This window comes from Janthinobacterium sp. EB271-G4-3-2 (assembly GCF_020858035.1).
GTDB lineage: Bacteria > Pseudomonadota > Gammaproteobacteria > Burkholderiales > Burkholderiaceae_D > Janthinobacterium > Janthinobacterium aestuarii.
Window position 1 is genome coordinate 170978 of the sequence record NZ_JACYMG010000007.1, and the last position, 22503, is coordinate 193480.

At 64.4% G+C, this 22503-nt stretch carries 19 protein-coding genes, 4 tRNA genes and 1 pseudogene; 7 read left to right on the forward strand and 17 right to left on the reverse strand.

Annotated elements, in window-relative coordinates; all coding sequences use genetic code 11:
* From tagF to IGS55_RS16580, 3 genes are all read right to left on the reverse strand, one after another.
* Positions 1-981: a type VI secretion system-associated protein TagF gene (tagF, locus tag IGS55_RS16570; RefSeq protein WP_230517933.1), complete on the reverse strand. Its 981-nt coding sequence runs from the start codon at positions 979-981 to the stop codon at positions 1-3.
* Entirely contained in the window at positions 978-4796 is a 3819-nt protein-coding gene (gene tssM, locus IGS55_RS16575; protein ID WP_230517932.1) for a type VI secretion system membrane subunit TssM, read from the reverse strand. The genes tagF and tssM overlap by 4 nt, the downstream gene beginning before the upstream one ends.
* Before the next feature lie 216 nt (positions 4797-5012).
* Complete coding sequence (locus IGS55_RS16580) at positions 5013-5852, reverse strand: M15 family metallopeptidase (RefSeq protein ID WP_230517931.1); 840 nt, start codon at positions 5850-5852, stop codon at positions 5013-5015.
* Between the two features lie 139 nt (positions 5853-5991).
* Between IGS55_RS16580 and IGS55_RS16585 the strand changes: the two genes are divergently transcribed.
* Positions 5992-6666 (forward strand): hypothetical protein, encoded by a 675-nt coding sequence (locus IGS55_RS16585; RefSeq protein WP_230517930.1) that lies wholly within the window; start codon positions 5992-5994, stop codon positions 6664-6666.
* 159 nt (positions 6667-6825) lie between these two features.
* Here the strand turns inward: IGS55_RS16585 and IGS55_RS16590 are convergent.
* Positions 6826-7530, reverse strand: a pseudogene (locus IGS55_RS16590) (alpha/beta fold hydrolase); the annotation flags it as partial.
* A gap of 340 nt (positions 7531-7870) precedes the next feature.
* Here IGS55_RS16590 and IGS55_RS16595 point away from each other — a divergent pair.
* Positions 7871-8254: a hypothetical protein gene (locus IGS55_RS16595; RefSeq protein WP_230517928.1), complete on the forward strand. Its 384-nt coding sequence runs from the start codon at positions 7871-7873 to the stop codon at positions 8252-8254.
* Between the two features lie 152 nt (positions 8255-8406).
* Here the strand turns inward: IGS55_RS16595 and IGS55_RS16600 are convergent.
* Positions 8407-8482, reverse strand: a tRNA-Asn gene (locus tag IGS55_RS16600).
* A gap of 259 nt (positions 8483-8741) precedes the next feature.
* Here IGS55_RS16600 and IGS55_RS16605 point away from each other — a divergent pair.
* Complete coding sequence (locus IGS55_RS16605; RefSeq protein ID WP_268991972.1) at positions 8742-9446, forward strand: GntR family transcriptional regulator; 705 nt, start codon at positions 8742-8744, stop codon at positions 9444-9446.
* 69 nt (positions 9447-9515) lie between these two features.
* Here IGS55_RS16605 and IGS55_RS16610 read toward each other — a convergent pair whose 3' ends face one another.
* The 6 genes from IGS55_RS16610 to IGS55_RS16635 form a co-directional block, all read right to left on the reverse strand.
* On the reverse strand, positions 9516-10814 hold the full coding sequence (locus IGS55_RS16610; protein WP_230517927.1) for an NCS2 family permease: 1299 nt from the start codon (positions 10812-10814) through the stop codon (positions 9516-9518).
* A gap of 75 nt (positions 10815-10889) precedes the next feature.
* Positions 10890-11291: a GtrA family protein gene (locus tag IGS55_RS16615; RefSeq protein ID WP_128142434.1), complete on the reverse strand. Its 402-nt coding sequence runs from the start codon at positions 11289-11291 to the stop codon at positions 10890-10892.
* 140 nt (positions 11292-11431) lie between these two features.
* Entirely contained in the window at positions 11432-12901 is a 1470-nt protein-coding gene (locus tag IGS55_RS16620; protein ID WP_230517926.1) for a c-type cytochrome, read from the reverse strand.
* On the reverse strand, positions 12898-14556 hold the full coding sequence (locus IGS55_RS16625) for a GMC family oxidoreductase (protein ID WP_230517925.1): 1659 nt from the start codon (positions 14554-14556) through the stop codon (positions 12898-12900). Before IGS55_RS16625 ends, IGS55_RS16620 begins: the two co-directional genes overlap by 4 nt.
* Positions 14553-15176, reverse strand: a complete 624-nt coding sequence (locus tag IGS55_RS16630; RefSeq protein ID WP_230517924.1) for a sorbitol dehydrogenase family protein — start codon at positions 15174-15176, stop codon at positions 14553-14555. Before IGS55_RS16630 ends, IGS55_RS16625 begins: the two co-directional genes overlap by 4 nt.
* Before the next feature lie 155 nt (positions 15177-15331).
* A complete protein-coding gene (locus IGS55_RS16635; RefSeq protein WP_230517923.1) occupies positions 15332-16339 on the reverse strand; it encodes a hypothetical protein in 1008 nt (335 codons plus the stop codon).
* A gap of 147 nt (positions 16340-16486) precedes the next feature.
* On the opposite strand from IGS55_RS16635, the gene IGS55_RS16640 reads away from it, so the two are divergent.
* From IGS55_RS16640 to IGS55_RS16650, 3 genes are read left to right on the forward strand one after another with little or no spacing between them, the layout of a single operon-like run.
* Entirely contained in the window at positions 16487-16975 is a 489-nt protein-coding gene (locus IGS55_RS16640; RefSeq protein WP_230517922.1) for a GNAT family N-acetyltransferase, read from the forward strand.
* A complete protein-coding gene (locus IGS55_RS16645; RefSeq protein ID WP_230517921.1) occupies positions 16960-17697 on the forward strand; it encodes an aspartyl/asparaginyl beta-hydroxylase domain-containing protein in 738 nt (245 codons plus the stop codon). The genes IGS55_RS16640 and IGS55_RS16645 overlap by 16 nt, the downstream gene beginning before the upstream one ends.
* Positions 17694-18713 carry a sulfotransferase gene (locus IGS55_RS16650; RefSeq protein WP_230517920.1) on the forward strand — a complete coding sequence of 340 codons (1020 nt, stop codon included), beginning with the start codon at positions 17694-17696 and terminating at the stop codon, positions 18711-18713. The genes IGS55_RS16645 and IGS55_RS16650 overlap by 4 nt, the downstream gene beginning before the upstream one ends.
* Here IGS55_RS16650 and IGS55_RS16655 read toward each other — a convergent pair whose 3' ends face one another.
* From IGS55_RS16655 to IGS55_RS16665, 3 genes are all read right to left on the reverse strand, one after another.
* On the reverse strand, positions 18714-19016 hold the full coding sequence (locus tag IGS55_RS16655) for a hypothetical protein (RefSeq protein ID WP_230517919.1): 303 nt from the start codon (positions 19014-19016) through the stop codon (positions 18714-18716).
* Between the two features lie 153 nt (positions 19017-19169).
* A tRNA-Asn gene (locus IGS55_RS16660) sits at positions 19170-19245 on the reverse strand.
* A 73-nt stretch (positions 19246-19318) separates the two neighbouring features.
* Positions 19319-19645, reverse strand: a complete 327-nt coding sequence (locus IGS55_RS16665; RefSeq protein WP_034750182.1) for a Dabb family protein — start codon at positions 19643-19645, stop codon at positions 19319-19321.
* 42 nt (positions 19646-19687) lie between these two features.
* Between IGS55_RS16665 and IGS55_RS16670 the strand changes: the two genes are divergently transcribed.
* Positions 19688-20767 carry an alpha/beta fold hydrolase gene (locus IGS55_RS16670; RefSeq protein WP_230517918.1) on the forward strand — a complete coding sequence of 360 codons (1080 nt, stop codon included), beginning with the start codon at positions 19688-19690 and terminating at the stop codon, positions 20765-20767.
* A gap of 51 nt (positions 20768-20818) precedes the next feature.
* On the opposite strand, the gene IGS55_RS16675 is transcribed toward IGS55_RS16670, so the two are convergent.
* From IGS55_RS16675 to IGS55_RS16685, 3 genes are all read right to left on the reverse strand, one after another.
* Positions 20819-20894 (reverse strand) — tRNA-Asn (locus IGS55_RS16675).
* A 136-nt stretch (positions 20895-21030) separates the two neighbouring features.
* Positions 21031-21106 (reverse strand) — tRNA-Asn (locus IGS55_RS16680).
* A 131-nt stretch (positions 21107-21237) separates the two neighbouring features.
* Positions 21238-22452, reverse strand: a complete 1215-nt coding sequence (locus tag IGS55_RS16685; protein WP_175444492.1) for an amino acid aminotransferase — start codon at positions 22450-22452, stop codon at positions 21238-21240.
* Positions 22453-22503: the final 51 nt, after the last annotated feature.

Here is a 22503-nt window from a genome sequence, read left to right on the forward strand (position 1 = left end):
TCAGGCAAAGGTATCGGCAAACATGGCACAGGCCGAGCGCAGCGACAGCTGCTCCTGCTGCAGGCAGACGGAAAACCGGCGCAGCGCCGCGCCGTGTCCCAGCTGCTCCTCGACCCAGTCCAGCTGGTCGAACACGATCAGCCGTTCGCTGCCGGCCTGCGGGTCGATCAGCGCGCGCAAACCATCCGGGTCGGCGCCGCAAAAGCCGATCACCAGCACGGGCGCCTCGTCGATGTGAGAAAAGAACAGGGCAAGTTCGAAATCGGCCTGGCGCAGGAAAGGCGCGATCAGGTGCAGCCAGAAGCTCGCCACCAGTTCGCGCAGCTGCACGTCTTGCGGTAGCGGCAGCACCAGGCTTTTCTCCAGGCGCGGCAAGCCGCTCTGGCGTACAGGCCTCAGCAGCAGGCCCAGGCCCAGCAGCAGTTCGCGCACCGTCACGGGGAACGCGGGAGAAGCGAGCATCGCTTGCAGGCCATGCACGGTCTGCGCTTGCAAAAAGGCGGCTAGCCGCGCCGCATGGCTAGGCGCGGCCGGTTCGACTTCCACCACGTTGCCGGCCAGCGCCAGCAGGGCCGGCCCCGGTTCTGCGCTGGCCACGATGCCTTGCGACAGCTGCTCCACCCGCTGCCACAGGGGCGCCAGCGCCAGCGGGCTGCAAGCGACAAAGGCTTCGGCGTCATCGACTTCGAGCGCGCCCATGGCCATGAAGGGAAAGCGCCGCAGCGACTGGTCGTTGCTCGCTTCCAGGCGTCCGGCGATGGCGTGCCGGCTGCGCGTGCCGACGAAGGCAAAGCGCAGCGGCGGCAAGGCGTCGTAATTGAGCTTCCAGCGCGGTTCCACCGTCAGGGCAGTCATGACCTGCGCCAGCCAGTCGTCGAGCAGCTGCACCAGCGCGTGATTGTCGCAAGCCTTGATGAAATCGCCGCGCGCGGGGATCTTGCCGAAGTAGCCGAGGCGCACCTGCTGTTGCGCGCGCATCATGGCGCCACCCCGGTCGCCGCAACTGCGGCCATGACTGGCACGGGAACGCCCGGCATGCCGACGATCGTCTCGGGCAATTGCATGCCGCGAAAGCCCTGATCCTGCACCGCCGTGGCAGACCCGGCGCCTGTCGTCTCGGCGCTGCTGGTGATTTTCAGGTCGACCGCCACGGCCACGTCGCCGCGCGCCCAGCGCAGTTCGAACACGCCGCCATCCTTGCGCTTCTTGGCCGCCGCGTCGATCATGCGCTTCAAGCCGAATTGCCCCGGTTCGTTGAACAGTTCCACCGTGCGCCCGTCGAAGGTGACGGCCGTGATGCGCGCGCCCTGCTGGCCCGCCGCGCCCTGCGGCCCCGGATGGACCATGTTCGTCCACTGCGCCGGGGTATTACGGTAGCGCAGCTGCTGGCCGTCGATCTCCACCGTGTATTCCAGCGTGCCGGGTGCGGGCGACGGCTGGATCTGGAACACGGTTTGCGCCGCCGTCGAGGTGGCCGCCACGCCGCCCGCACCCAGCGGCGCGATCCAGCCGGGGAAGCGCGCCACCACCTGCGGCGCCAGGCTGATGCCCATGTCGGCCCAGGTGCGCGGCGCCAGCACATCGCCGCGCCGCACCACCAAGGGGCCCATGGACGTGGTGACGAATTTCGCCACCAGGCCTTCCGGACCGAAGAACTGGCCGATCTCCAGGTTGCTCGCCTCGATGCGCGCCGTGGGCGCAAACGGATATTTGTTGGCCAGCGATTTCTGGAACGGTTCGTACACTTGCGCCGCCCAGGTCTTGTTGATATCGAGTTCGGCCGGCGCGACGATGACGGCAAAGGTCTGCATCAGCGGGCGCACGAGGATGGGGCGTATCGCCTGCTTTTGCGCGTCGCTCATCCCCGTGAGCACCTGCTCGTCGACCAGCTTCAGGGCATCGGCCAGCTCGGAGCCGCTACCCTCCAGGGTCTGCTGCATGAACTGGCGCGCGCCCGGCCCCGCGTCGCCCTGGTTCTTCAGCTGGTTCAGGCGGCTGCGCAGTTTCGACAGCGCTTCCAGGTAGGCGCGCATCAGCGAGGCATTGTTGTCCCTGGCCGCCACCAGCTTGCCCACGCCGGCAAATTCGCGCCCCACGGGACCCATCGGTTTATCCAGGCGGGCCAGATCGAGCTGCGCATTGAGGCCGGGATTGGCCGTCAACTGCGACGGCGCGCGGCGCAGCACGGTTTCCTTGAACCAGGCGATGATGCCCCGCTCGGCCTTGCGCAGTTGCGCATTTTGCAGCGCCGGATCGTCCCACGAGGTTTCCTCATAAATGGTCGTCAGCAGCTTGGCGATCGGCGACGACTGCGGATCGCCCAGGCGGTTCATCGCCTGCACGGCGCCGTCAAAACCCTTCAGGTCGGCGACGGCCACGCCCTGCACGAATTTTTGCCACTCGCGCGCGTAGTCGGCCTTGTACATGGCCACGAGGTTTTTCTCGATCTGCTCCGGGCTGCCTTCCAGGGTCAGGTCGTCGGTGGAAGCGCTTTTCAGCACCCAGTCGGCGCTTTGCAGTTCGCGGTTGGCGGCGTCGCGAAACGCGCCCTCGACGAACTTTTCCCAGGCCTGGCGCGTAAAGGCGCCGGAGACGGCGTAGCTGCCCGCCAGCAGCGCCTGATCCTGTTCGCCGACGATGCGCGCCACCGTCATGCCGGGAAAGCGCGTCGAGGCGCGCGCCTTGACGTCGGCATACACGCGCTCGCGCGCCGGCATGCCGCGCACCACGCGGCGCAGATTTTCGCGCGCCTGGTCGACCAGCGCCAGCTTCTGCTCGATGCGCGGCCAGGACGGGTCGCCGATCTGCGCCAGGTAAAACGTCAGCAGCCGTTCGGCGCTGCGTATCATCTGCTCGCGCGGCATGGCGCCCCGGTTGCCTTCGAGCCAGCCGCGCCAGAAGCGCGTCATCTGGTCGTTCAGGTGGCTGCTTTCCGCATGCGTTTTATCGGCCAGCATCAGATAGGTTTTCAGCGCGTTGTAGGCATCTTCCACATTCGTCGCGCTGGCCGCCTGGTACTGCACGCTGCGCGGTGCGGAAGACGCTGCGGGCGCGGCGGCCGGCGTCTGCGGCGTGCGCGCCGCGGGCTGCAGCTGGTCGGCGCTGGCGTTCATCTCGAACAGCAAGGCTTCCAGCGCGCCCGCCACGGGGGCCAGCATGACCTGGCGCGCGCCGGCAAAATACTCCTCGCGCAGCTTGCGTTCAAGTAACTCCCCTTGGTACAGGCCCAGGCGCAATGACCACGGCCGTTGCGTGCGGTACGCGTCCAGCTGTTCGATGCGGTCCTGCAAGATCTCGAGCGCTTCCAGGCGCGACTGCAAGTCCAGCCGCTTCTCCTGCAGCTTGACCACTTTATTTAAATCGGCCTCGACATTGGCCACCAGTTGCCGGTTGCCCAGGTAGGACCAGCTCCAGCCGCCCAGGCAGACGCCCAGCGACACCGTGGCGGCAAAGAACACGGCATATTTGAAACGCAGCTTGGCGCGGTTGGCATAGTTGGCCACTAGGTGCTTGTCGGCAAAAATCACCTTGCGGAACAGCTCCAGCAGGAAATAGCCATGCTGGCGCGTGCCCGAGGGCGCGGCAGCCGGGACCGGCGCGAAGGCCAGGTCGAAGCGGCGTGCCACCTGCTGCGAGGAAGCGCTGACGGGCTCGCCCTCCTGCAGCGCGCTGGTGAAATAAAAGCCGCGGAACACGGGCTGGAACTGGAACGGGTTTTCCTCGAACAGGGTGGCGATGAAGGCGCGCAAGGCCGGCTTGATGGCGGCGAACTCAAGTGGGAAGGTGAATACGCCGGGCGCCATCGTCTTGCGTTGCCGGTGCGCCATGTTGGCCAGGCTCAGCTCCGTCAAGCCATCGTGCAATTCATCGAAACTCTGGTCGAAAAACGCCAGCAAGTCGGCCGTGGGCAACTTGCGCTGGTAGGGCATGGTGGCGCCCCAGACGCGCTCACGCTCGCTGCGCTCGGCATCGGCGAAAAACTCCGTGAAGCCGGCGATCAGGTCCGCCTTGGTAAACACGATGTACAGGGGCGCAAACACTTCCAGCCGTTCGATGACGTCCTGCACGCGCTTGCGCAGGCTGCGCGCCAGTTGCATGCCGACATCAGGATCGCCGCCCAGCTCAGCGATGCTGACGGCGATGAGGATGCCGTTGATGGGCGCCTTGCGCCGGTATTTTTTCAGCAGGTCGAGAAAGCCGAACCACTCGCCGCGGTGCTCGTCGACGACGGAGTAGCGCCCCGCCGTGTCGAGCACGATGCCGTCCGTCGTGAAAAACCAGTCGCAGTTGCGCGTGCCGCCCACGCCTTGCACGATCTTGCCGTCGGCGAAGGGGAATTGCAGGCCCGAATGCAGGATGGCGCTGCTCTTGCCGGCCGCCGGATTGCCGATGATCATGTACCACGGCAATTCGTACAGGGCGGCGGCGCCCGACTTGAGGCCCAGCTTGGACGTCTTGATGGTGTCGATGGCGGCCAGCATGCCCGAACGCACGGCGTCGAGTTCGCCCTGCTCGGTGTTGCTGGCCGTCGAGGACGAGGACGCCTGCGCGGCGGCGATCTCGGCCTCGTTGAGGATGGCCTGGCCCAGCGCCTGGGCATCGCGCCGCGCACGGCGCCGGCGCCACAGCCACAGGCCCAGCCAGGTGGCAAAGGCCAGCAGCAACAAGGCCAGGGCCCAGATCAGCGCCACTTCCAGCACCTCGGCGCCCAGGTACAGGAACACGGCCAGCGCCACGAAGCCGAAGATGGTCAGATTGCGGCTGTCGGTGAGGAAATACCAGAGTCGTCGCAGCATGATGAGCCCAGGGTGAGGTCGCAAAGCAGGAGGAACGCCGCCGCGCAGCGAGGCGGATTCGGCCATGCTGACAGCAATGCGGCACGCCTTTGTTGACATACGACAAGTACCGGGCGCCAGCGCACGGCAGGCCCCGGCAGGCCATTGACGCTGCGCAAGCAAACTTGCAGCTGTGAAATTCGGGCCGATATGCGGCGCTAGAATGGCTGGCGCGGCTTACTTGCCCAGCACGCGCGGTTGCGGCAATTCCGTGTGGCCAAAATCCATCATGGTCCAGCGTCCGCCCCAGCGCAGGCCCACCGATTCGGCCGTCACGCCATATAAACGGTAGCCGCGCATGGCCCAGGCATTTTTTTCAGAAATGATGAGCTTTCCTTCATGCATGAATGCGCAATCGGCGGCCAGGCCATACTGGTGATAGCTTTGAAACGCCTTCGCGTTCGTCACGTTCGGGCCGGCCGCCGCCAATTGATCCTGGCGCGCGGGGCTGCGATAGCCTTCCAGCAAGACCATGTCATAGCCATGCACGTCCTTCATGATCTTGAAGACCAGCAGCAGACGCTGCGCGAAATCGTGGTCGAGCAATTGCCAGTTGCGGCTGGCGCCGCCCAGCAGCGGGCGCAGCTGCGTCACCTCCGCCGTGGAAAACAGCAACGGCGGCAAGGTCGGTGGCGGCACCAGCTGCTCGCCCTTCAGCAAGTCGCTGACCTGGTCATTGATGACGTGTTGCTGGTCGGCATAACCGCGCAGGGCGATGCGGTCGCTGGACAGCCAGGCCAGCACGGGCGGCACGACGACCAGCACGCTGCCTGCCAGGCTCAGCCAGCGATGCCGCCACAGCAGTTGCCAGACGCGCGCCATGCCCGAGCCCGTTTGCCGCTGCACGCGCTGCCACTGCGCGCCGCCGCCCCGCTGCAAGCCCTGCGCGCGCCGCTGCATGCGCCAGCCCAGGTTGACGAGCGTGTGCAGCACGATGGCGCGGCCGCCGGGAAACAGCAGCAGCCAGCAAGCAAAACAGGCGAGCAAGAAATACATCAGGACCAGGGCGACGAACATGGGGCGCTCCGTGACGGGAATCGGCGGGGCCGGGCAATCCATTGCTCGGCGGTATCGCTAGATCGTAGGCGTGCGCAGCCCGCATGAGCGCGGTTTACATCAAGGTCAGTCGAATTTGATCCACTGCGGAGGTGATATTTTGTCTTTACTGAAAACCGGGGATGGCCAGGCGCGCGGTCCTGACCTGCTGAGCAAGGCCGGCGCGACTGGCGCGCGCATCGAAGGCAAGGGCATCCTGTCGCAGCTCGAACACGGCGCCGCCGCGCCTGTGGCCATGCCGGCCATGCGCTGGCGCCCCGGCTGGCGGCACGGAGCCGCTGGCGCGCTATGCCTGGCGGTGCTGATCACGGCCGTGCTCGCCTACGACACGGACGCCCCGCCACTGCCGCCGGCGCCCGCCATTGCCATGGCGGTGCCCGCAATACCGGCGCCAACGGTGCCGCAACAGGCGGCCTCCCCGCCGCAGGCGGCCACCATCGTCAATACGGCGGGACCGCCCTTGCCCGAGGTGGCAGCCTCGAGCGCGCCGCGCAAGACGCCGCCGCCCGCGCGCCAGGCGGCCGCCCGTCCACAAGGCGCGAAGCCGGCTGCCGCGCCCGGCGACAGCGACGTCGCCTTGCTGACGGCGATGGTGGCCCATGCGCACCGGCAAGCAGGCACGGCGGTACCCATGCGCGACGTGGTGCTGCGCAAACAGGAAGAAGAAACGGCGGAACTGTTGCAGCGCTGTCAGCAGCTGGGCCTGATCGAAGGCATGCTGTGCCGTTCGCGCATCTGCTCGGGCCGCTGGGACAGCGATCCCGCCTGCCATTGACGCCGACGCGCCCGATGGGACGTCAGACCCGCTTGTCGCGGGCGCTCAATACCAGGGGATCGAGGTGGTCTATCATGTGGTTCGCGGGTGAGCGGCCGCGTCCATGCGGCCTTGCAAGAAGCCTTCCATCAGCGCCAGCAATGCCTGTGGCTGCTCCTAGTGCGGCGTATGGCCGCACTGCTCGACCATGGCGGGCATGGCGTTGAGCGCCTGCGCCACGATCGCGTCGACCTGGGCCGCGCTGCCGTACTGGTCCTCGCTGCCCTGCACCACCAGCGCCGGGCATTCGACGGAGGGCAGCAGGTATTCGATGTTCCAGAACTGGAATCCATAGCTGAGCCAGGTGTCCGACCAGGCCTTGAAGATGGTCTCCGTCTTGTCGCCATGGTATTTCGCCAGCGCGCGCAGCTTGCCCGCGCCGAATGCCGCGTCCGCCTCGCGTATGCCATCGAGCGTGATGCCTTCGACAAACACGTGCGCCGCTTCGGTGATGATGCCGCGCAGGCGCGGCGGCTGCTGCGCCGCATAGATCAGGGCGATGCTGCCGCCATCGGAGTGGCCGACGAGAAAATGGTCCTGTCCCGGCAGCAGTGCCGCCAGCACTTGCGGCAGCTCGCACAGCGCGTAGTCGTGCAAATAATGGAGCTGGCGGCGCGCCGCCAGCGGCGACGACTGCCCATAGCCGTGGCGGTCGTACAGCAAGCCGCGGCAGCCCGTCGCCTGACACAGTTGCGCGGGGAAATCTTTCCACATCGCACAGCAACCGAGCCCCTCATGCAGAAATACCAGGCAGGGCTTGGCGTGGTCGCCTTCGATCAGTTCGTAATAGAGATCGGTTTCGGCACTCAGGTTCAGTATCGGCATGGGCTGGGCTCGCAAGGGGTTGCGCATCGACAGGTGGGCTGGGCCTATTGTGCCATTGTCCTGCACGGCATGCGTGGCGCCCCCTTAAAAATAGCCTCCAGGAAAAGATCTCGCCGCTTGCCTGCAAGGTGTTTGCGCCAGCACAATCGCGCGCCGCTTTTCCGGCGGCCCAGCGCGCTTTCCGCCCCTGTGTACGCCTAGAATGAATTACTCCAACAGCATGGAGCAGGCGGCTACCTTATCAGCCAGGACGTGACACTGGCCGTCACGGCAACACAGATAGGGCGTCTTGCCGCACGACGACAGGCGCGGCGTCCAAACTATCGATGAGGAGTACATCATGGAAATGAAAGTAGAACATCGCACAGGCAGCAACCTGGCGCTGGAAGAAACCGATACGCCGATGGAACAGGAAGGCCAAAGCGCCCAAGGCGCTGCCGCGCAGGACTTGAACCTGAGCTCTGCCGCCTTCACCACCTACTACACGTGGACGGCCTATGGCGTGCATCCTTCGGTCAACTTCGTCAATGCCAACGTGAAAGCCAATTCGCGCGTATTTCTCAATATCAGCGAATACGGCGCGAATGCCCAGGACCGTTTTATCGGCGCCGCCCGCATGGCCGTGTACAACATCGCGCCGTATAACGGCGGCTTCCGCGCCTGGGTCGACATCTCCTGGGGCAGCCCGCTCAAGGTGCGCTTCGACGTGTTTGTCGATCCCTGAGCCGGGGCACCTTGCGCATGCCCCTGCCACCAGCGGGCCGGCATCGCGCACGCCGTTGATGCACTGACGGGATGGAAAGCGCGAACGGGGAACCGCGCGCGCATGACAAAAGGGCCGCGTGTCGCCACGCGGCCCTTTGCTATTGCTTGTTCTGGCTCCCCGACCTGGACTCGAACCAGGGACCTGCGGATTAACAGTCCGTCGCTCTACCAACTGAGCTATCAGGGAAAGGAGGCCGAATTATATACGTCAAAATTTCCCATGTCCAGTTGTTGCTGCATGGCCAGCAAAACAGGCCGCCAGGGAGCAAGCCTCGCCGGATGGCTGCGCCCGTCTGCGCGGCACGACGCAAGATAGTAGAATAGCCAGGCCTTGCCGACACGCAAGGCGCACAACGGCATGCCGGCAGCGGGGCGTCAACCACGCCGCCGCGCGGACATGCGCTTGCAAGGTTCGCCTTGTCCCTGGTTTATTGCCCTCGCACGACATGACAGAATCCAGCGCATCCCTGGTGGACAAGCCCGGCAGCGGCGACAGCTCGGCGGACATTGCCGGACACATGGCGGCCGCCATCGTGGCGCACCAATTGCCGCCCGGCACACGGCTGCGCGAAGAGGCGCTGTGCCGGCTGTACGGCGTCAGCCGCACCAAGATCCGCGCCGCCCTGCTGATCCTGTCCAAAGACAAACTGATCCGCATGGTGCCCGACAAGGGCGCCTTCGTCAGCCAGCCCACAGAGACGGAGGCACGCGACATCTTTGCCGCCCGGCGCATCATCGAAGCGGCCGTGGCGCGCGCATTCGTCGCCCGGGCCAGGCCTGCCGACTACCGGATGCTGGAGCGGCACCTGAAAGCGGAACGCCTGGCGCTGGCCCAGGCGACGCCGCTGCGCTCGCAACTGCTGGGCGACTTCCACGTGCTGCTGGCCGATATCGCCGGCAACGCCGTGCTGCGCGACATCGTGCGCGAACTGGTGGGCCGCAGCTCGCTCATCACCATGCTGTACCAGTCGGGCCACGCCGCCTGCTCGTGCGACGAACATGGCCGCTTTCTCGCGGCGGCGCGCGGCGGCGACGCGGATCTTGCGGCGTGCCTGATGGTCGAACACCTGGCGCACGTGGAAGCGGCCTTGCGCTTCGACGGCAGCGCCAGCGACGCCAGGAAAGACCTGGTCGCCGCGCTGCTGATGTAAGCGGCGCCAAAAGACAAGGCCGCCCTGCTGGTGCACGGGCGGCCTTGTCACTGCTTGCGGGCAAACTGGCTATTCGCCCAGGTAGATAAACTTGAACAGGAAGATGGCGGCGATGATGTAAGCCACCACCGATACCTGCTTGCCCTTGCCCGTCAACAGTTTCAATACCGCATAGGTGATGAAGCCGAACGCTACGCCGCTGGCCACCGAATACGTAAACGGCATCATCAGCGCCGTGATGGCGGCAGGAATGCTTTCCGTGCTGTCATCCCAGTCGATGAAGGTCAGTTCGCGCAGCATCAGGCAGGCCACGTACAGCAGCGCGGGCGCCGTCGCGTACGGCGGCACCGTGTGCGCCAGCGGAGCAAAGAACAGGCTGCCCAGGAACAGCAGCGCCACGGCGACGGCCGTCAAGCCCGTGCGGCCGCCCGCTTGCACGCCGGCAGCGCTTTCCACGAAGGCCGTGGTGCTCGACGTGCCCAGGCAGGCGCCGGCGGCGATCGCCGTGCTGTCGGCCAGCAAGGCCTTGTTCATGCGTTCCATCTTGCCGTCTTTTAACAAGCCGGCACGGTTGGCCACGCCCATCAGGGTGCCCGTCGCATCGAACAGTTCGACCAGGAAAAATACCAGCACCACGTTGACGATGCCGATCGACAATGCGCCCATGATGTCGAGCTTGAACAGGGTCGGCTCGATGGCCGGTGGCGCCGAGACGATGCCGTTGAACTGGTTGCCGCCAAAGAAGAAGCTGGCAATCGTGATGGCGAGGATGCCGATCAGGATGGCGCCCGGCACTTTCAGGCGGTCCAGCGCGACGATGATGAAGAAACCGAGGATGGCCAGGATGGGCGCCGCCTGGTGCAAGTCGCCCAGGGCGATGATCGTGGCCGGGTTCGACACCACCACGCCCGCGCTTTTCAGGGAAATGATGGCCAGGAACAAGCCGATACCCACCGTGATCGCCGTGCGCAGAGCGGGCGGGATGCTGTTGATGATCATCTCGCGCACCTTGAACAGGCTCACCAGGATGAACAGGCAGCCTGAAATGAAAACGGCGCCCAGCGCCACTTCCCAGCTCATGCCCATGCCCTTGACCACCGTGTACGAGAAATACGCATTCAAGCCCATGCCCGGCGCCAGCGCGATCGGATAGTTCGCGTACAGGCCCATGATCAGGGTGCCGATGGCGGCCGCCAGGCAGGTGGCGACAAACACGGAGTCTTTCGGCATGCCCGCGTCGCCGAGGATGGTCGGGTTGACGAAGATGATGTAGGCCATCGTCAGGAACGTGGTCAGGCCGGCCAGCAGCTCCGTGCGCACATTGGTCCCGTTGTCCTTCAGTTTGAAATAGCGTTCCAGGAACTGCATGATTAACCCCTTGTTTTGGTAAAACCGCGCGCCTGGTCTTGGCCAAGACGCATCTTTTCTTTTTGGAATAACTAGTTACTTGGTCGCTGCGCCGGCCGGCTTGAAGGCCCACCAGCGGCTGCCCGCGAAATTCCAGACCAGCCCGATGCCCGTCGCCAGCACCTGCGCCAGCCAGTAATACCAGCCCAGCTGGTGTACCAGCAGCCACATCAGGCCCGTATTGATGCACCAGCCGATACCCAGCAAAGTGAAATATTTGCTGGCCGCCTCGCCATGGCCCTTGTCGCTTTTAAACGTGAAAAAGTAATTGAGAATGTAGTTGACGACGGAACCGAGGATATAGCCGATGCCGGACGCGGCGGCGGCGCTGATGCCGGCCCATTCCACGCCGCCCCACAGCACGCTGTATTGCACGGCCGTGCCGGAAGCGCCGACGGCGGCAAAACGTAGAAATTGGTGATGCAGGGAATGGGACATTGTCAATTTTCAAATATGGCGAAGACAATCGCCAGGATCGGGCCAGAATAAAAAATGGCTACGATTGCTCGTAACCATTTTTCAGCCTGCATTTTACTGCAAGTTGTGCCCAACGTTCATATTCGCCGCCGTTTCGACACTTATTCCTTGCGCTGGCGGCGCTGGCGCAGCCACACGAAGAGCGCGATCAGCAGCAGGATGCCCACGATGCCGCCCGGCAGCATGAACGGTTGCGCCCGCGCCAGCACGGGTTTCTCGCCGCCGCTGCGCGCCTGCGCCACGTAGGCCGGCGTGACGGACACGTCCGGGTTGCCGTACTGCTTCAGCACGTAATTGGCGATCGACGCGATCTGCTCGTCCGTCAACGGCTGCACATAGGAACGCTGGTCGAAACGGGGCATGAACGCTTCGTGCTCTTCCCCTTCGATCTTGCGCTCGACGCCAAACAAGATGGCCGACACCAGGTTGGCCGGCGTGTTGCCTCCGGTCGCCGTGTTGTTGAACAGGGCCGGATAGCTTTGTCCCGTGCTGCCGGCGCCGCTGGCCGAGTGGCAGCTGGCGCAGTAGCCGGAAAACAGCACGGCGCCGCTATTGAGCGAATGATGCTCGGTGGAACTGGCCATGCCGCGCAGCAGCGGTTCTTCGCTGGCGGCGCTGCCATGGCTGAAGGCAGCCTTGGTCTGGCCCGGTGCGCGCACGGGCGGCACCGTGCGCAGCCACGCGACGATGGCGGCCACGTCGTCGTCGCGCAAAAATTGCAGGCTGTTCTGGATGGCTTCGGCCATGCCGCCCGCCGCCTGCCCCTTGCCTTCCACGTGGCCCGTCTTCAGGTAGGCGGCGATTTCCCCATCCGTCCACGCACCGATGCCGCTGACCTTGTCGGACGTGATGTTCGGTGCATGCCAGGAACCGAGCGCGGCGCCGGCCAGGGTCTGGCTGCCGATTTCCGCCATCAGCGCATTGCGCGGCGTGTGGCAGGCGCTGCAGTGCGCCAGGCCTTCGGCCAGGTAGGCGCCGCGGTTGATCTGCGCGCTCTTCGTTGCGTCCGGCACGAAGCGTTTATTGTCGAGGAACAAGGTATTCCAGCCCAGCATCGACAGGCGCACATTGAACGGGAATGGCAGGGCCGTCTGGCGCGCCGGCTCGTCGACGGGCTTGACGGCCTGCATGAAGTAGTAATACAGGTCGCCCACGTCCGTATCCGTCAGCTGCGCATAGCTGGTGTAGGGCATGGCCGGATACAGGTGGCTGCCATCGGCGCGCACGCCTTCGCGCAGGGCGCGCGCAAAGTCGGCTTCCGTATAGTGGCCGATGCCGCCTTTTTTCGATGGCGTGATATTCGTTGCGTAGATCGTGCCCAGCGGCGAGTCGATGGCGTAGCCGCCCGCATACGGCTTGCCGCCCGCTGCCGTATGGCAGGCCATGCAGTCGGCCGCGATGGCCAGGTAGCGGCCCCGCTCGAGGCGCGCATCGGGCTTGGCGGCCACGGGCGCGGCCGGGCGGTCCGGCGTCAGGGTGACAGGCGGCGCCGGCGGCACAGGTGGCAAAGCACGAGCGGCCAGCGGCAAGCCGGCCGCCAACGTCAGGCCCAGCAATAAACGGCGCATCATGCCGCCTCCCTTGCCAGGGTACGGGCGATGTCGTCGGCCGCGCGCAAACCGAGCGCGGCCATGCTGAGGGTGGTGTTGACGACGCTGGCCGACGGCATGGCGCCGCCGCCCGGCAGCCACAAATTGGCATGGTCGTGGGCGCGGCAATTGCCGTCGACCACGGAGTCAAGACGGTTGCTGCCCATGATGACGCCGCCCATGATGTGGTTATTCGCGTTCAGGCTGTCTGTGATATGGAATTCCACGGCGCCGAACAGCTTGCCGATGTGCTTGAGCTGCGCATGCGCGGCCTTCGCGCCATCGCGCACGTAGTCGCCCACGTCATAGTAAATGTCGGGACAGGCCAGGCCCAGCGGATCCTTGCGCGTCTTGCTCAAGGTTAAGCGGTTGTGCGCTTCGGGCAGCGGTTCCAGGCTGATCGACAAGTCCACGCCGAACGCGGCGCGGCGGCGGATCTCGTCGTCGAGATCCTTGCCCACCAGGCCCAGCTTCAAGGACTGCTGGGTAGCGGGTCCGACCCTGGTGATATTGTTCAGGATCATCTTGTTGGCCGAATACTGCGCGCGGAAGGCGCCGTCGCGCGGACCCACCAGGCAGCTGCTCTGCGCGGGGCCACGGCCCGTCCAGATCGGTTCATTGGCGAGGAAGGTACAGTGGAAACCCGAATGGTCCATCATGTTGCGGCCCACCTGGTCCGAACTGTTGGCGATGCCGTTCGGATTGTTCCGGTTCGCCGCCAGCAGCAGCAAGCGCGGTGTCTCGATGCCGTTGCAGGCAATCACGAAAGCCTTGCCCGTCGCCATGTGCGACTGTTTCTTGGCGTCATACCAGTGCACGGCCGTGACGCGGTTGTTGTGGTCCGTGTCGATGCGGTAGACGACAGCCTCGGCCAGCACGCCAGCGCCCTTCAGCTCGGCCCGCTCCACGTGGTGGATGCCGTTGTACATGGCGCCGATGGGGCAGATCGGCTGGCAATTGTTATTGCCGCAGCAGGTGGGACGGCCCTGCCATGGGCGCGTCGAGCGGCCTTGCGGAATCGGCACGGAACGGTAGCCGTGCGGGTTGACCACCTCGGCGAAGCGCTTGTCGCCATAGCCCCAGGGCACCATGTCCATCGGGTACGGCGCGCTGCGCTCGCTGGGCGACTGCAGCGCCGGATCGTTGGGGCCGGCCACGCCCATTTCCTGCTCGGCGCGGCAATAGTAGGGTTCCAGTTCATCGTAGGAAATGGCCCAGTCGCGCCCTACCCCGTAGTCGCTCTTCATGCGCATGTCGGATGGCAGATGGCGCCAGCACGATGCGGCCCAGTGCCAGGTCGTGCCGCCCACCGTGCGCAGATAGCCCTGCTGGAAACTGCTGCCGTTGGGCCCGGATACTTCCACATAGTTATTCTTCGGGAAATACAGCGGTGCGGGTGCATTCTCCGCCTGCGGATACAGGCCCTGGAAGTCGGAACCGACGCGGTTCTCGAACGGCATGTTGCGCCAGTTTTCCACGGCTTGGCCACGCTCGATGCGCAGGCCCGCTTCCAGCATGATCACGGAATGGCCCTGCGCGGCCAGCTGGTCGGCCATCATGGCGCCGACGACGCCGGTGCCGACGATGACGACATCGGCGACGACGTCGCCATTACTCTTGAATTGGGGTGATTTCATTTTGCTTGCTTGCCTTTCGGTTCGGGAGTGCCGGTGGTGGCCGGCGCGGGCACGGGTTTCGGTTCCACAGGTGCGGAAACGCGCACGGCCGGCGGCGCCTTCAGCCACCACAGGGGGCCGTAATTGCAGTAAGTCGGCACGACCTGGCCATCGGCCACCGTGCGGTACATCAAGGCCTCGGCGTAGGCGACGACGATGGATTTCGTACCCTGCGCCGCGTTGCCGGCGACGGTGCCCGTGTACCAGGCGGCGACGATGGCCAGCGCCAGTTCGCGCAGACGCGCATCGGCGGCGGTGGCGGCCGCCAGCAAGCTCTTCGCTTCCTGGCCCGTGACGAGCAGCGCGCCCAGCTGCGGCAAGCGCTCGGCGAAGCCGGGCACGTTGGTGCGCATGGCTTGCTCGATGCGCGCCGCCGTCGCGGCGGACAGATCGCGGTGGCCCGTGATCGTTTGCGACAGGGTGTAGAACAGCATGGTGGCGGGCGCCAGGCCGGCAGCCGGCGCGCTGGCCGGCGCCTGCATGGCGGCGGACAGGGGATTGCTCCAGAAACCGGCTTGCGCCAGCAAGGCGCCCAGGCCGATCAGGGCATGGCGGCGGCTGATGCGGGGAAGGGATGACACGGATGTTGCAGATGGTTCGTTGCCTGGATGGTTCATGAGACTCCCGCAAGACTTGTTGTTTTATTGACTTCGATGATTGCGCCACATTGCATTTGCGCATATATGGAACCGGTTCCATATTATCCTACAGAAGTAAATAGTCTGCCAATGTAGTATTACTGCTGAGATATTGCCTGGTGCAATTCCTGTTTTTCACGCAGACAAAACGCCAGCCCCGGCTGGCCGCCCAGCCGGTAATGGAAGTCGAGCACGCTGCCGCCAGCCAGCGTGGGCTTGCCCGGCAAAGGCAGTGGCAGGTTCAAGCTGCACTCGTGGTCGCCCAGGACGATGTCGCCATGCACACGGATGCGCGTCAGCAAGCGCGGCGCCTGCTCCAGCACGTCGGGCAGGCGGATGCTGGCGGCCGGCAGCCTGTCGCCCTGCTCCCCCTGCCAGGCGCGCAAGGCGTCCGCATCGAGCGCAAACACGCGGCCCCAGTCCGTGCACGGCTCGCCGGGGCCGCGCCGGTCCAGGCCCAGATGCACGGTGACGGCCGCCGGCAGCAGCGCGGCCGCAGGCGCTTGCGCGTGCAGGTTGCGCAGGATGGCTACCTGCGGCTCCTTGCCCAGCGCCGTATTCATGGTTTCGCTGACGATCACGTCCGGCATGGCGCCGGCAGGCATGCGGTAGGCGGCCGCGTCGGCGCAAATGTATTCGGCAACGTGGCTGTCCAGGCCCAGGGCGGCGATCAGTTCGCGCGCATAGTTCAGGGTTTCCGCATGCACGTCGAGGATGGCAAACTGCACCTCGCTGGCGTCGAGCAGCGCCATCACCGGCAGGGCCAGCAAGGCAAACGGGCCGCAGCCCGCATACAGCACGCGCACGGGCCGCCCACCGTTCACGGCCAGCCGCTCGCGCACGGCCAGCGCCAGGCCCTGGATGAAGGCGGCGCTGCGGTAGGGCTCGCGCGCGCACAATCCCGCCTGCACGGGCGAGATGGCCCAGCCGCTGGGGAGAAAACTTTCGCCGTCGCGCAAGCCGTCCTGCCGGTCCATGGACAGGCGCGAATGGCGCTCGACGAGCTGGCGCAGCTGCACCGTTTCGCCGACCAGGCTGGCCAGGGCACGCTGCGGATCGCACAGCGCGGCCGCCATGGCGGCCAGTTCCGCGCGCGCCGAAGTCACGCGCAACTCCACGGGCAAGGCAGGATAATGACAGAATGCATGGCGGCTTCCTTGAAATGATTGCAAGTGCGCGGAAAAATTGGCAGCATAGCAAATAAATAAACGCCTGCGCATTTGGCCCCATCGCCACCACCTACCGGAGCACCGATGCACGACCTGCCGCTTTCCGCCCCCTACCAGTTGCGCGTCCAGCGCGACGGCGACGATGGCTTTGCCGCCGCGCTGTACAGCTCCACGCGCGACGACTTGCGCCAGATGCCGGCCGAACCCGCCGTCATCGAACAGCTGATCGCCATGCAGCAGCGCATGCAAAGCCACGGTTACCGGCAAGCGTATCCGCAGGCCATGTACCTGGTGCTGCAGCACGGCGACACGCCCATCGGGCGCCTGATCCTGGACCGCCAGGATCAGGTGCTGCACCTGGTCGATATCGCCATCCTGCCCGCCGCGCAAGGCCAGGGCGCAGGCAGCGCCGTGCTGCGCGGCCTGCAGGCGCAAGCGGGCGCGCAGCAATGCCGGATCCACCTTGCCGTCAACAAAAGCAACACCGCCGCGCGCGCGCTGTACCAGCGGCTGGGCTTCCGATTGCGCGGGGAAAACGACGTCCAGGAACAACTGGAATGGAGCGCGCCATAGTGGCGGCGCCGATTCCGCCCAGCACCTGGCTGCGGCTGCCGCTGCGCTTTGACGTGGCGCGCATGCAGCGCGACAGCGACCAGTTCGCCACGGACGAGTGGATCAGCCATTTCAATACGGGCGCCTACGAAAACGGCTGGAGCTGCGTGCCGCTGCGCTCGCCGGGCGGAGCTGCCGGCCAGATCATGCCCGTCGACGGCGCCGCCTATGCCGGCACGCCGCAACTGGCGCGCTGCCCCTGCCTGCGCGAGGTGCTCGCCAGCTTCGCCTGCGAGATCCGCGCCGCGCGCCTGATGGCGCTGGCGCCGGGCGCCGTCATCCGCGCCCACCGCGACGCCGGCACGTCGCTGGCCGATGGCTTGATCCGCATCCACATCCCCATCCACACTACGCCGCAGGTACTGTTCAGCATCGACGGCGAGAACGTGCACTTCGCGGCCGGCCACGCCTGGTACATGGACGCCAGCTGCCTGCACGCCGTGCATAACCGGGGTACGGCGCCGCGCATCCACCTCGTGCTCGACTGCGTCACCAATGCCTGGCTCGAAACGCTGTTCGCCTCGGCCGGTTTCGTGCCGAAAGCGGCCCATCAATATGGCGACCCAAGCATCAACGATGGCAATGTGCGGGCCGTCATCGCCCAGCTGCGACTGTCGTCCTCGCCTGCCAGCCTGGCGCTGGCCAGACAACTGTCCGCCTTGGCCGACGGGAGCGCGCCATGAGCGCCGCGCCGGGCCTGGCGCAGCAGGAACGCTTGCTGGCCAAAGGCGACACGGTGGCATGGCACGAAGGCATGGACTTGCGCGGCTGGTATCCGCTGTATGTGGAGCGCGGCGAGGCGCTGGCGCACGCCGCCATGTGCTGGCGCGCACTGGGGGAAACGGTGTTCAGCGACGCCTTCTTTGTCAATACCCTGGCGCGCCAGCCGCATGAGGAGCGCCGCGTCTGCCGCACGCCGCTGGCGGCACTGGCCACCATGGCCACACTGGGCGATGGCCTGGCGCCCGACGCCTTCATCTTCCATGTCTCGCGCTGCGGCTCAACCCTGTTGAGCCAGCTGCTGGCGTCCTTGCCGCAATGCATAGTCATGTCCGAGCCGCCCGTGATCGATTCGCTGCTGCGCCTGCATCACGACAGCGATGACCCAGCCGCCGGCATCGCCCTGCTGCGCCAGGCCATCCTGGCACTGGGCCAGCGCCGCTCGGGCACAGAGACGCACTTCATCATCAAGTTCGACTGCTGGCACATCCACAGCCTGGACTTGCTGCTGCAGGCGTTTCCCGGCACGCCCTGCCTGTTCGTCTACCGCGAACCGCTGGCCGTGCTGGCCTCGCACCAGCGCCAGCGCGGCCCGCAAATGGTGCCCGGCATGCTGCACCCGGCACAGCTGCCGCTGCCCGCGCACCTGCTGGCGCCCGGCGATATCGATGGCTATACGGGCCTCGTGCTGGCCAGCCTGTTCGACGCCGCCCTGCCCCATGCGGCGGCCGGCCAGCTGCAGTTAATTCATTACAAGCAATTGCCAGATATCGTGTTCAGCGATGTATTGACGCGCTTCGGCATCACCCCCACGCCGGCACAGTTGCAAGCGATGCGCGCGCGGGGCGGCGTGCATGCGAAATACGGCACGGCCTACCAAGGCGACCCGCCAGCGGCCGCAGCCAACGGCCTGGCCGCCATCGCCGCGCAAGTGCAGCCAGGCTATCTGGCGCTGGAAGCGTTGCGCACGGGGCAATAGTCACAGCGCGGCGGCATTGTCCTCGCGCCACTTGCGCACCATCTCGCTGCTGATTTCGCGTTCATAGCAGATGGGGGCGTAGCCGCCCTTCCGGCTCCATGCGCTGCGCCCTCCGCAGGCGCTGCCATTCTTGGCGGCATTGTAGGGACAGGGGCAGCGGCCAGGATAGGCGGCAATCGACTCGGCGATGATCTGCTGTCTGACCTTCTCTTCGGACAAGGGCGGGCGTCCCTGGCCGACGGCAAGGGGCGCGTAGACGGTGCCGGCGGCCAGCATCAGCACCAGGACGCAGAGATTCTTCATAGGAAAGGTTGTTTTCATCGAGAGGCAGCAAACGTGCCAAGCAAGTATGACAGATGCTTTTCGGCAAATCAGCGTGAAATGTCACGAGAAGCATGGCCGCAATGCAAAAAGCCCAACCGGTGAAGGCTGGGCTTTTCGATACTGCTGATGTTCTGGCTCCCCGACCTGGACTCGAACCAGGGACCTGCGGATTAACAGTCCGTCGCTCTACCAACTGAGCTATCAGGGAAAAGAGGCCGCATTCTATAGTGCCAATTTTCAGTTGTCCAGATTTACGCTGAAAATTTTACGCGCGGCGCCATTCAGCCCGGATTTTCCCGGGGCTGATAGTCAAACACCAGCACCCGCCCCAGCCATGGCTTGAGCAGATCGACAAAGGCCAGGTGGGCCGGATGGGCCAGGTACACGTCGCGCGCGCTGGCGCCATCGAAGGTCAAGGTAAAGCAATCGGTAAAACCGTCATCGAGGCCTTCCGGGCTGACGTTCGGCCCCCATTCGAATTGCAGCACGCCGGGGATGCGGTGTTTAAGCTGGGAAAATTCATAGACCAGCTCGGCATGCTTGGCCGGTGTGATGTCCTCAAGAAAATCACACAGGACGATATGGCGCAACGGGATAGAACAGGTCATGGTGGCAACTCTCCTATGGGCTTGCATTCAGGATAGCGCAAAATGGAAAAGCACACAGGCCGTCGCCCGCCTCGCCGTACATATTTTCCATATGTAACATGCTATTCGGATAATATCCCCCATGGACACCCCTCTATCTGCAGGCAACTATCGATATCGCCCATGACAAAGCTACTGGCAGTGTTATTCATCACCTTGATGCCATTTCATGCATGCCAGGCGCAAGCTACTGCGCTTGCCATTGACGCGCTGCTGACGCCGGACATCGGCGGGATCAGGCAATTTGTGGAAATCAAGACAGACGACGCAAAAAAACCGGTTCTGCTCTTTTTATCGGGCGGGCCGGGAAGTTCGATGATGAAGAATGCGCATGCCTTCACCGCCATGCTGAAAAACAGATTTACGCTGGTGCAGTGGGATCAGCGCGATGCGGGAAAAACCCTGGCACTGAATCCATCGCCTAGCCAGCCTTCCCTCGCGCAGATGCAGCAGGACACGTATCAGGTCATCACGTTTCTTCAAAAAGAGCTCAAGCAGGAAAAAATATACTTGCTGGGCAGCTCCTGGGGCAATGTGCTCGGTTTTCATATCGTCGAACAGCATCCGCAACTGCTGCATGCGTATTTCGCCGTCAATCCCGTCATCAGCCAGCTGGCCAGCGAAAAGGCATTGCTGGCCGATTTGAAAACACATTTCCGGGACGATGCCGCCGCCAGCAAGGAACTGGCGCAAGTGCAGATTCCCTTTCAACGGGACGAAGACCTGTTCTACCTGCGCAAATGGCTGTTCCAGAAAGAGGGAAAGGCATTTGCGGCCAGCGAGGCCTTCAAAACCGGCTTTCTGCAATGGTCCAAAGCCTGGTCGCCCGTGTGGAACGAAGTGATGCAGATCGATTTGCCGATGACCTTGAAGAAAGTCGACTGCCCCGTCTATTTCTTCGTTGGCAAGAACGACATCCAGACGTCCACCCGCATCACGCAAGACTATTTTGCGCAGCTGCAGGCGCCAAGGAAGCGGTTGTTTGTATTCGAACAATCGGAACACCAGATACACCAGGATGAACCGGAAAAATTCCAGCAGGCGATCATCGGGACCCTGCCGGCACCAATCGCGGCGCGCTGAAATGCAAAAAGCCCAACCTGTAAAGGCTGGGCTTTCTGCTGCTACGTGTTCTGGCTCCCCGACCTGGACTCGAACCAGGGACCTGCGGATTAACAGTCCGTCGCTCTACCAACTGAGCTATCAGGGAAAAGAGGCCGTATTATATAGGCCAAACCTGGCGCTGTCCAGATTTCCATAGGGAAAATCTTATCGTGGCCCAAGCTACACGCCGGCGCCGCAAAAAACAAAAAAGGCCACGTTTTTCAACGTGGCCTTTCGAATTCTGGCTCCCCGACCTGGACTCGAACCAGGGACCTGCGGATTAACAGTCCGTCGCTCTACCAACTGAGCTATCAGGGAAAAGAGGCAATATTATATGTCGCTTGTTCCATATTTGCAAGACGGATACTGCATCCCGACAAACACGGCCATTGCCGACTTTCTACCGCTATCAGCGCCGCACTTGCATGCAGCGCCGAAGAAGCAAGATCTTAAAGCACTTTGGCGATCGCGTCAATAACGATGTCGATGTTGCGCGAATTCAATGCTGCCACGCAGATCCGGCCCGTGTCGACGGCGTAGATCGATTGCTCGCGCAAGGACGCCACCTGCTCCTTCGTCAGGCCCGAGTACGAGAACATGCCGATTTGCTGGCGCACGAATTCGAAGTCGTGGCCTGGCGCCTTGGCTTTCAGCTTTTCCACGAAGGCGTTGCGCATTTCACGGATGCGCACGCGCATGCCGGCCAGTTCCTCTTCCCACAGCTGGCGCAGTTCCGGCGTGGCCAGGACGGTGGCGACCACCTTGCCGCCGTGGACTGGCGGGTTCGAGTAGTTGGTGCGCACGACGCGCTTCAGCTGCGACAGCAAACGGGCCGCTTCGTCGGCGCTCGAGGCGACGACGCTCAGGGCGCCCACGCGCTCGCCGTACAGCGAGAACGATTTCGAGAACGAGTTCGACACCAGCAGCGGGCCGCCCGCGTCGGCGAAGCGGCGCACCACGGCGCCGTCTTCGGCGATGCCGTTGGCGAAGCCTTGATACGCCATGTCCAGGAACGGCACCAGGCCGCGCGAGGTCACCACGCTGATGATCTGATCCCACTGGGCCACGCTCAGGTCGGCGCCGGTCGGGTTGTGGCAGCACGCGTGCAGCACGACGATGGAGCCGGCGGGCATGGCGTTCAGGCTGGCCAGCATGCCGTCGAAGTTCACGCCATGGGTGGCGGCATCGTAGTAGGTGTAGTTATTGACGACGAAACCGGCGTTCTCGAACAGCGCGCGGTGGTTTTCCCAGCTCGGGTCGCTGATGTAGACTTGGGCGCCCGGCGCGAAGCGCTGCAGGAAGTCGGCACCGATCTTCAGTGCGCCCGTGCCGCCGATGGCTTGCACGGTGACGGCGCGGCGCTCTTGAATTACGGCGCTGTCGGCGCCAAATACGAGTTCTTGCACAGCCTTGTCGTAGGCGGCGAGGCCTTCGATCGGCAGATAGGTGCGTGGCGCCGCCTGTTCGATCAGGATGGCTTCCGCCTTGCGTACGCAAGCTAACAGAGGCACCTTGCCGTTGTCGTCATAATAGACGCCAACGCCCAGATTGATTTTGGCGGGATTCTGGTCCGCGTTAAATGCTTCGGTGATGCCCAGGATCGGGTCGCGTGGGGCCATCTCGATGGCGCTAAACAGACTGGCAGAAACAGTTGGGTTCGTCATGATAAGATTGGATTCGATTGGAAGCAGGTTCACAGCGGAGTTGTAGACAGC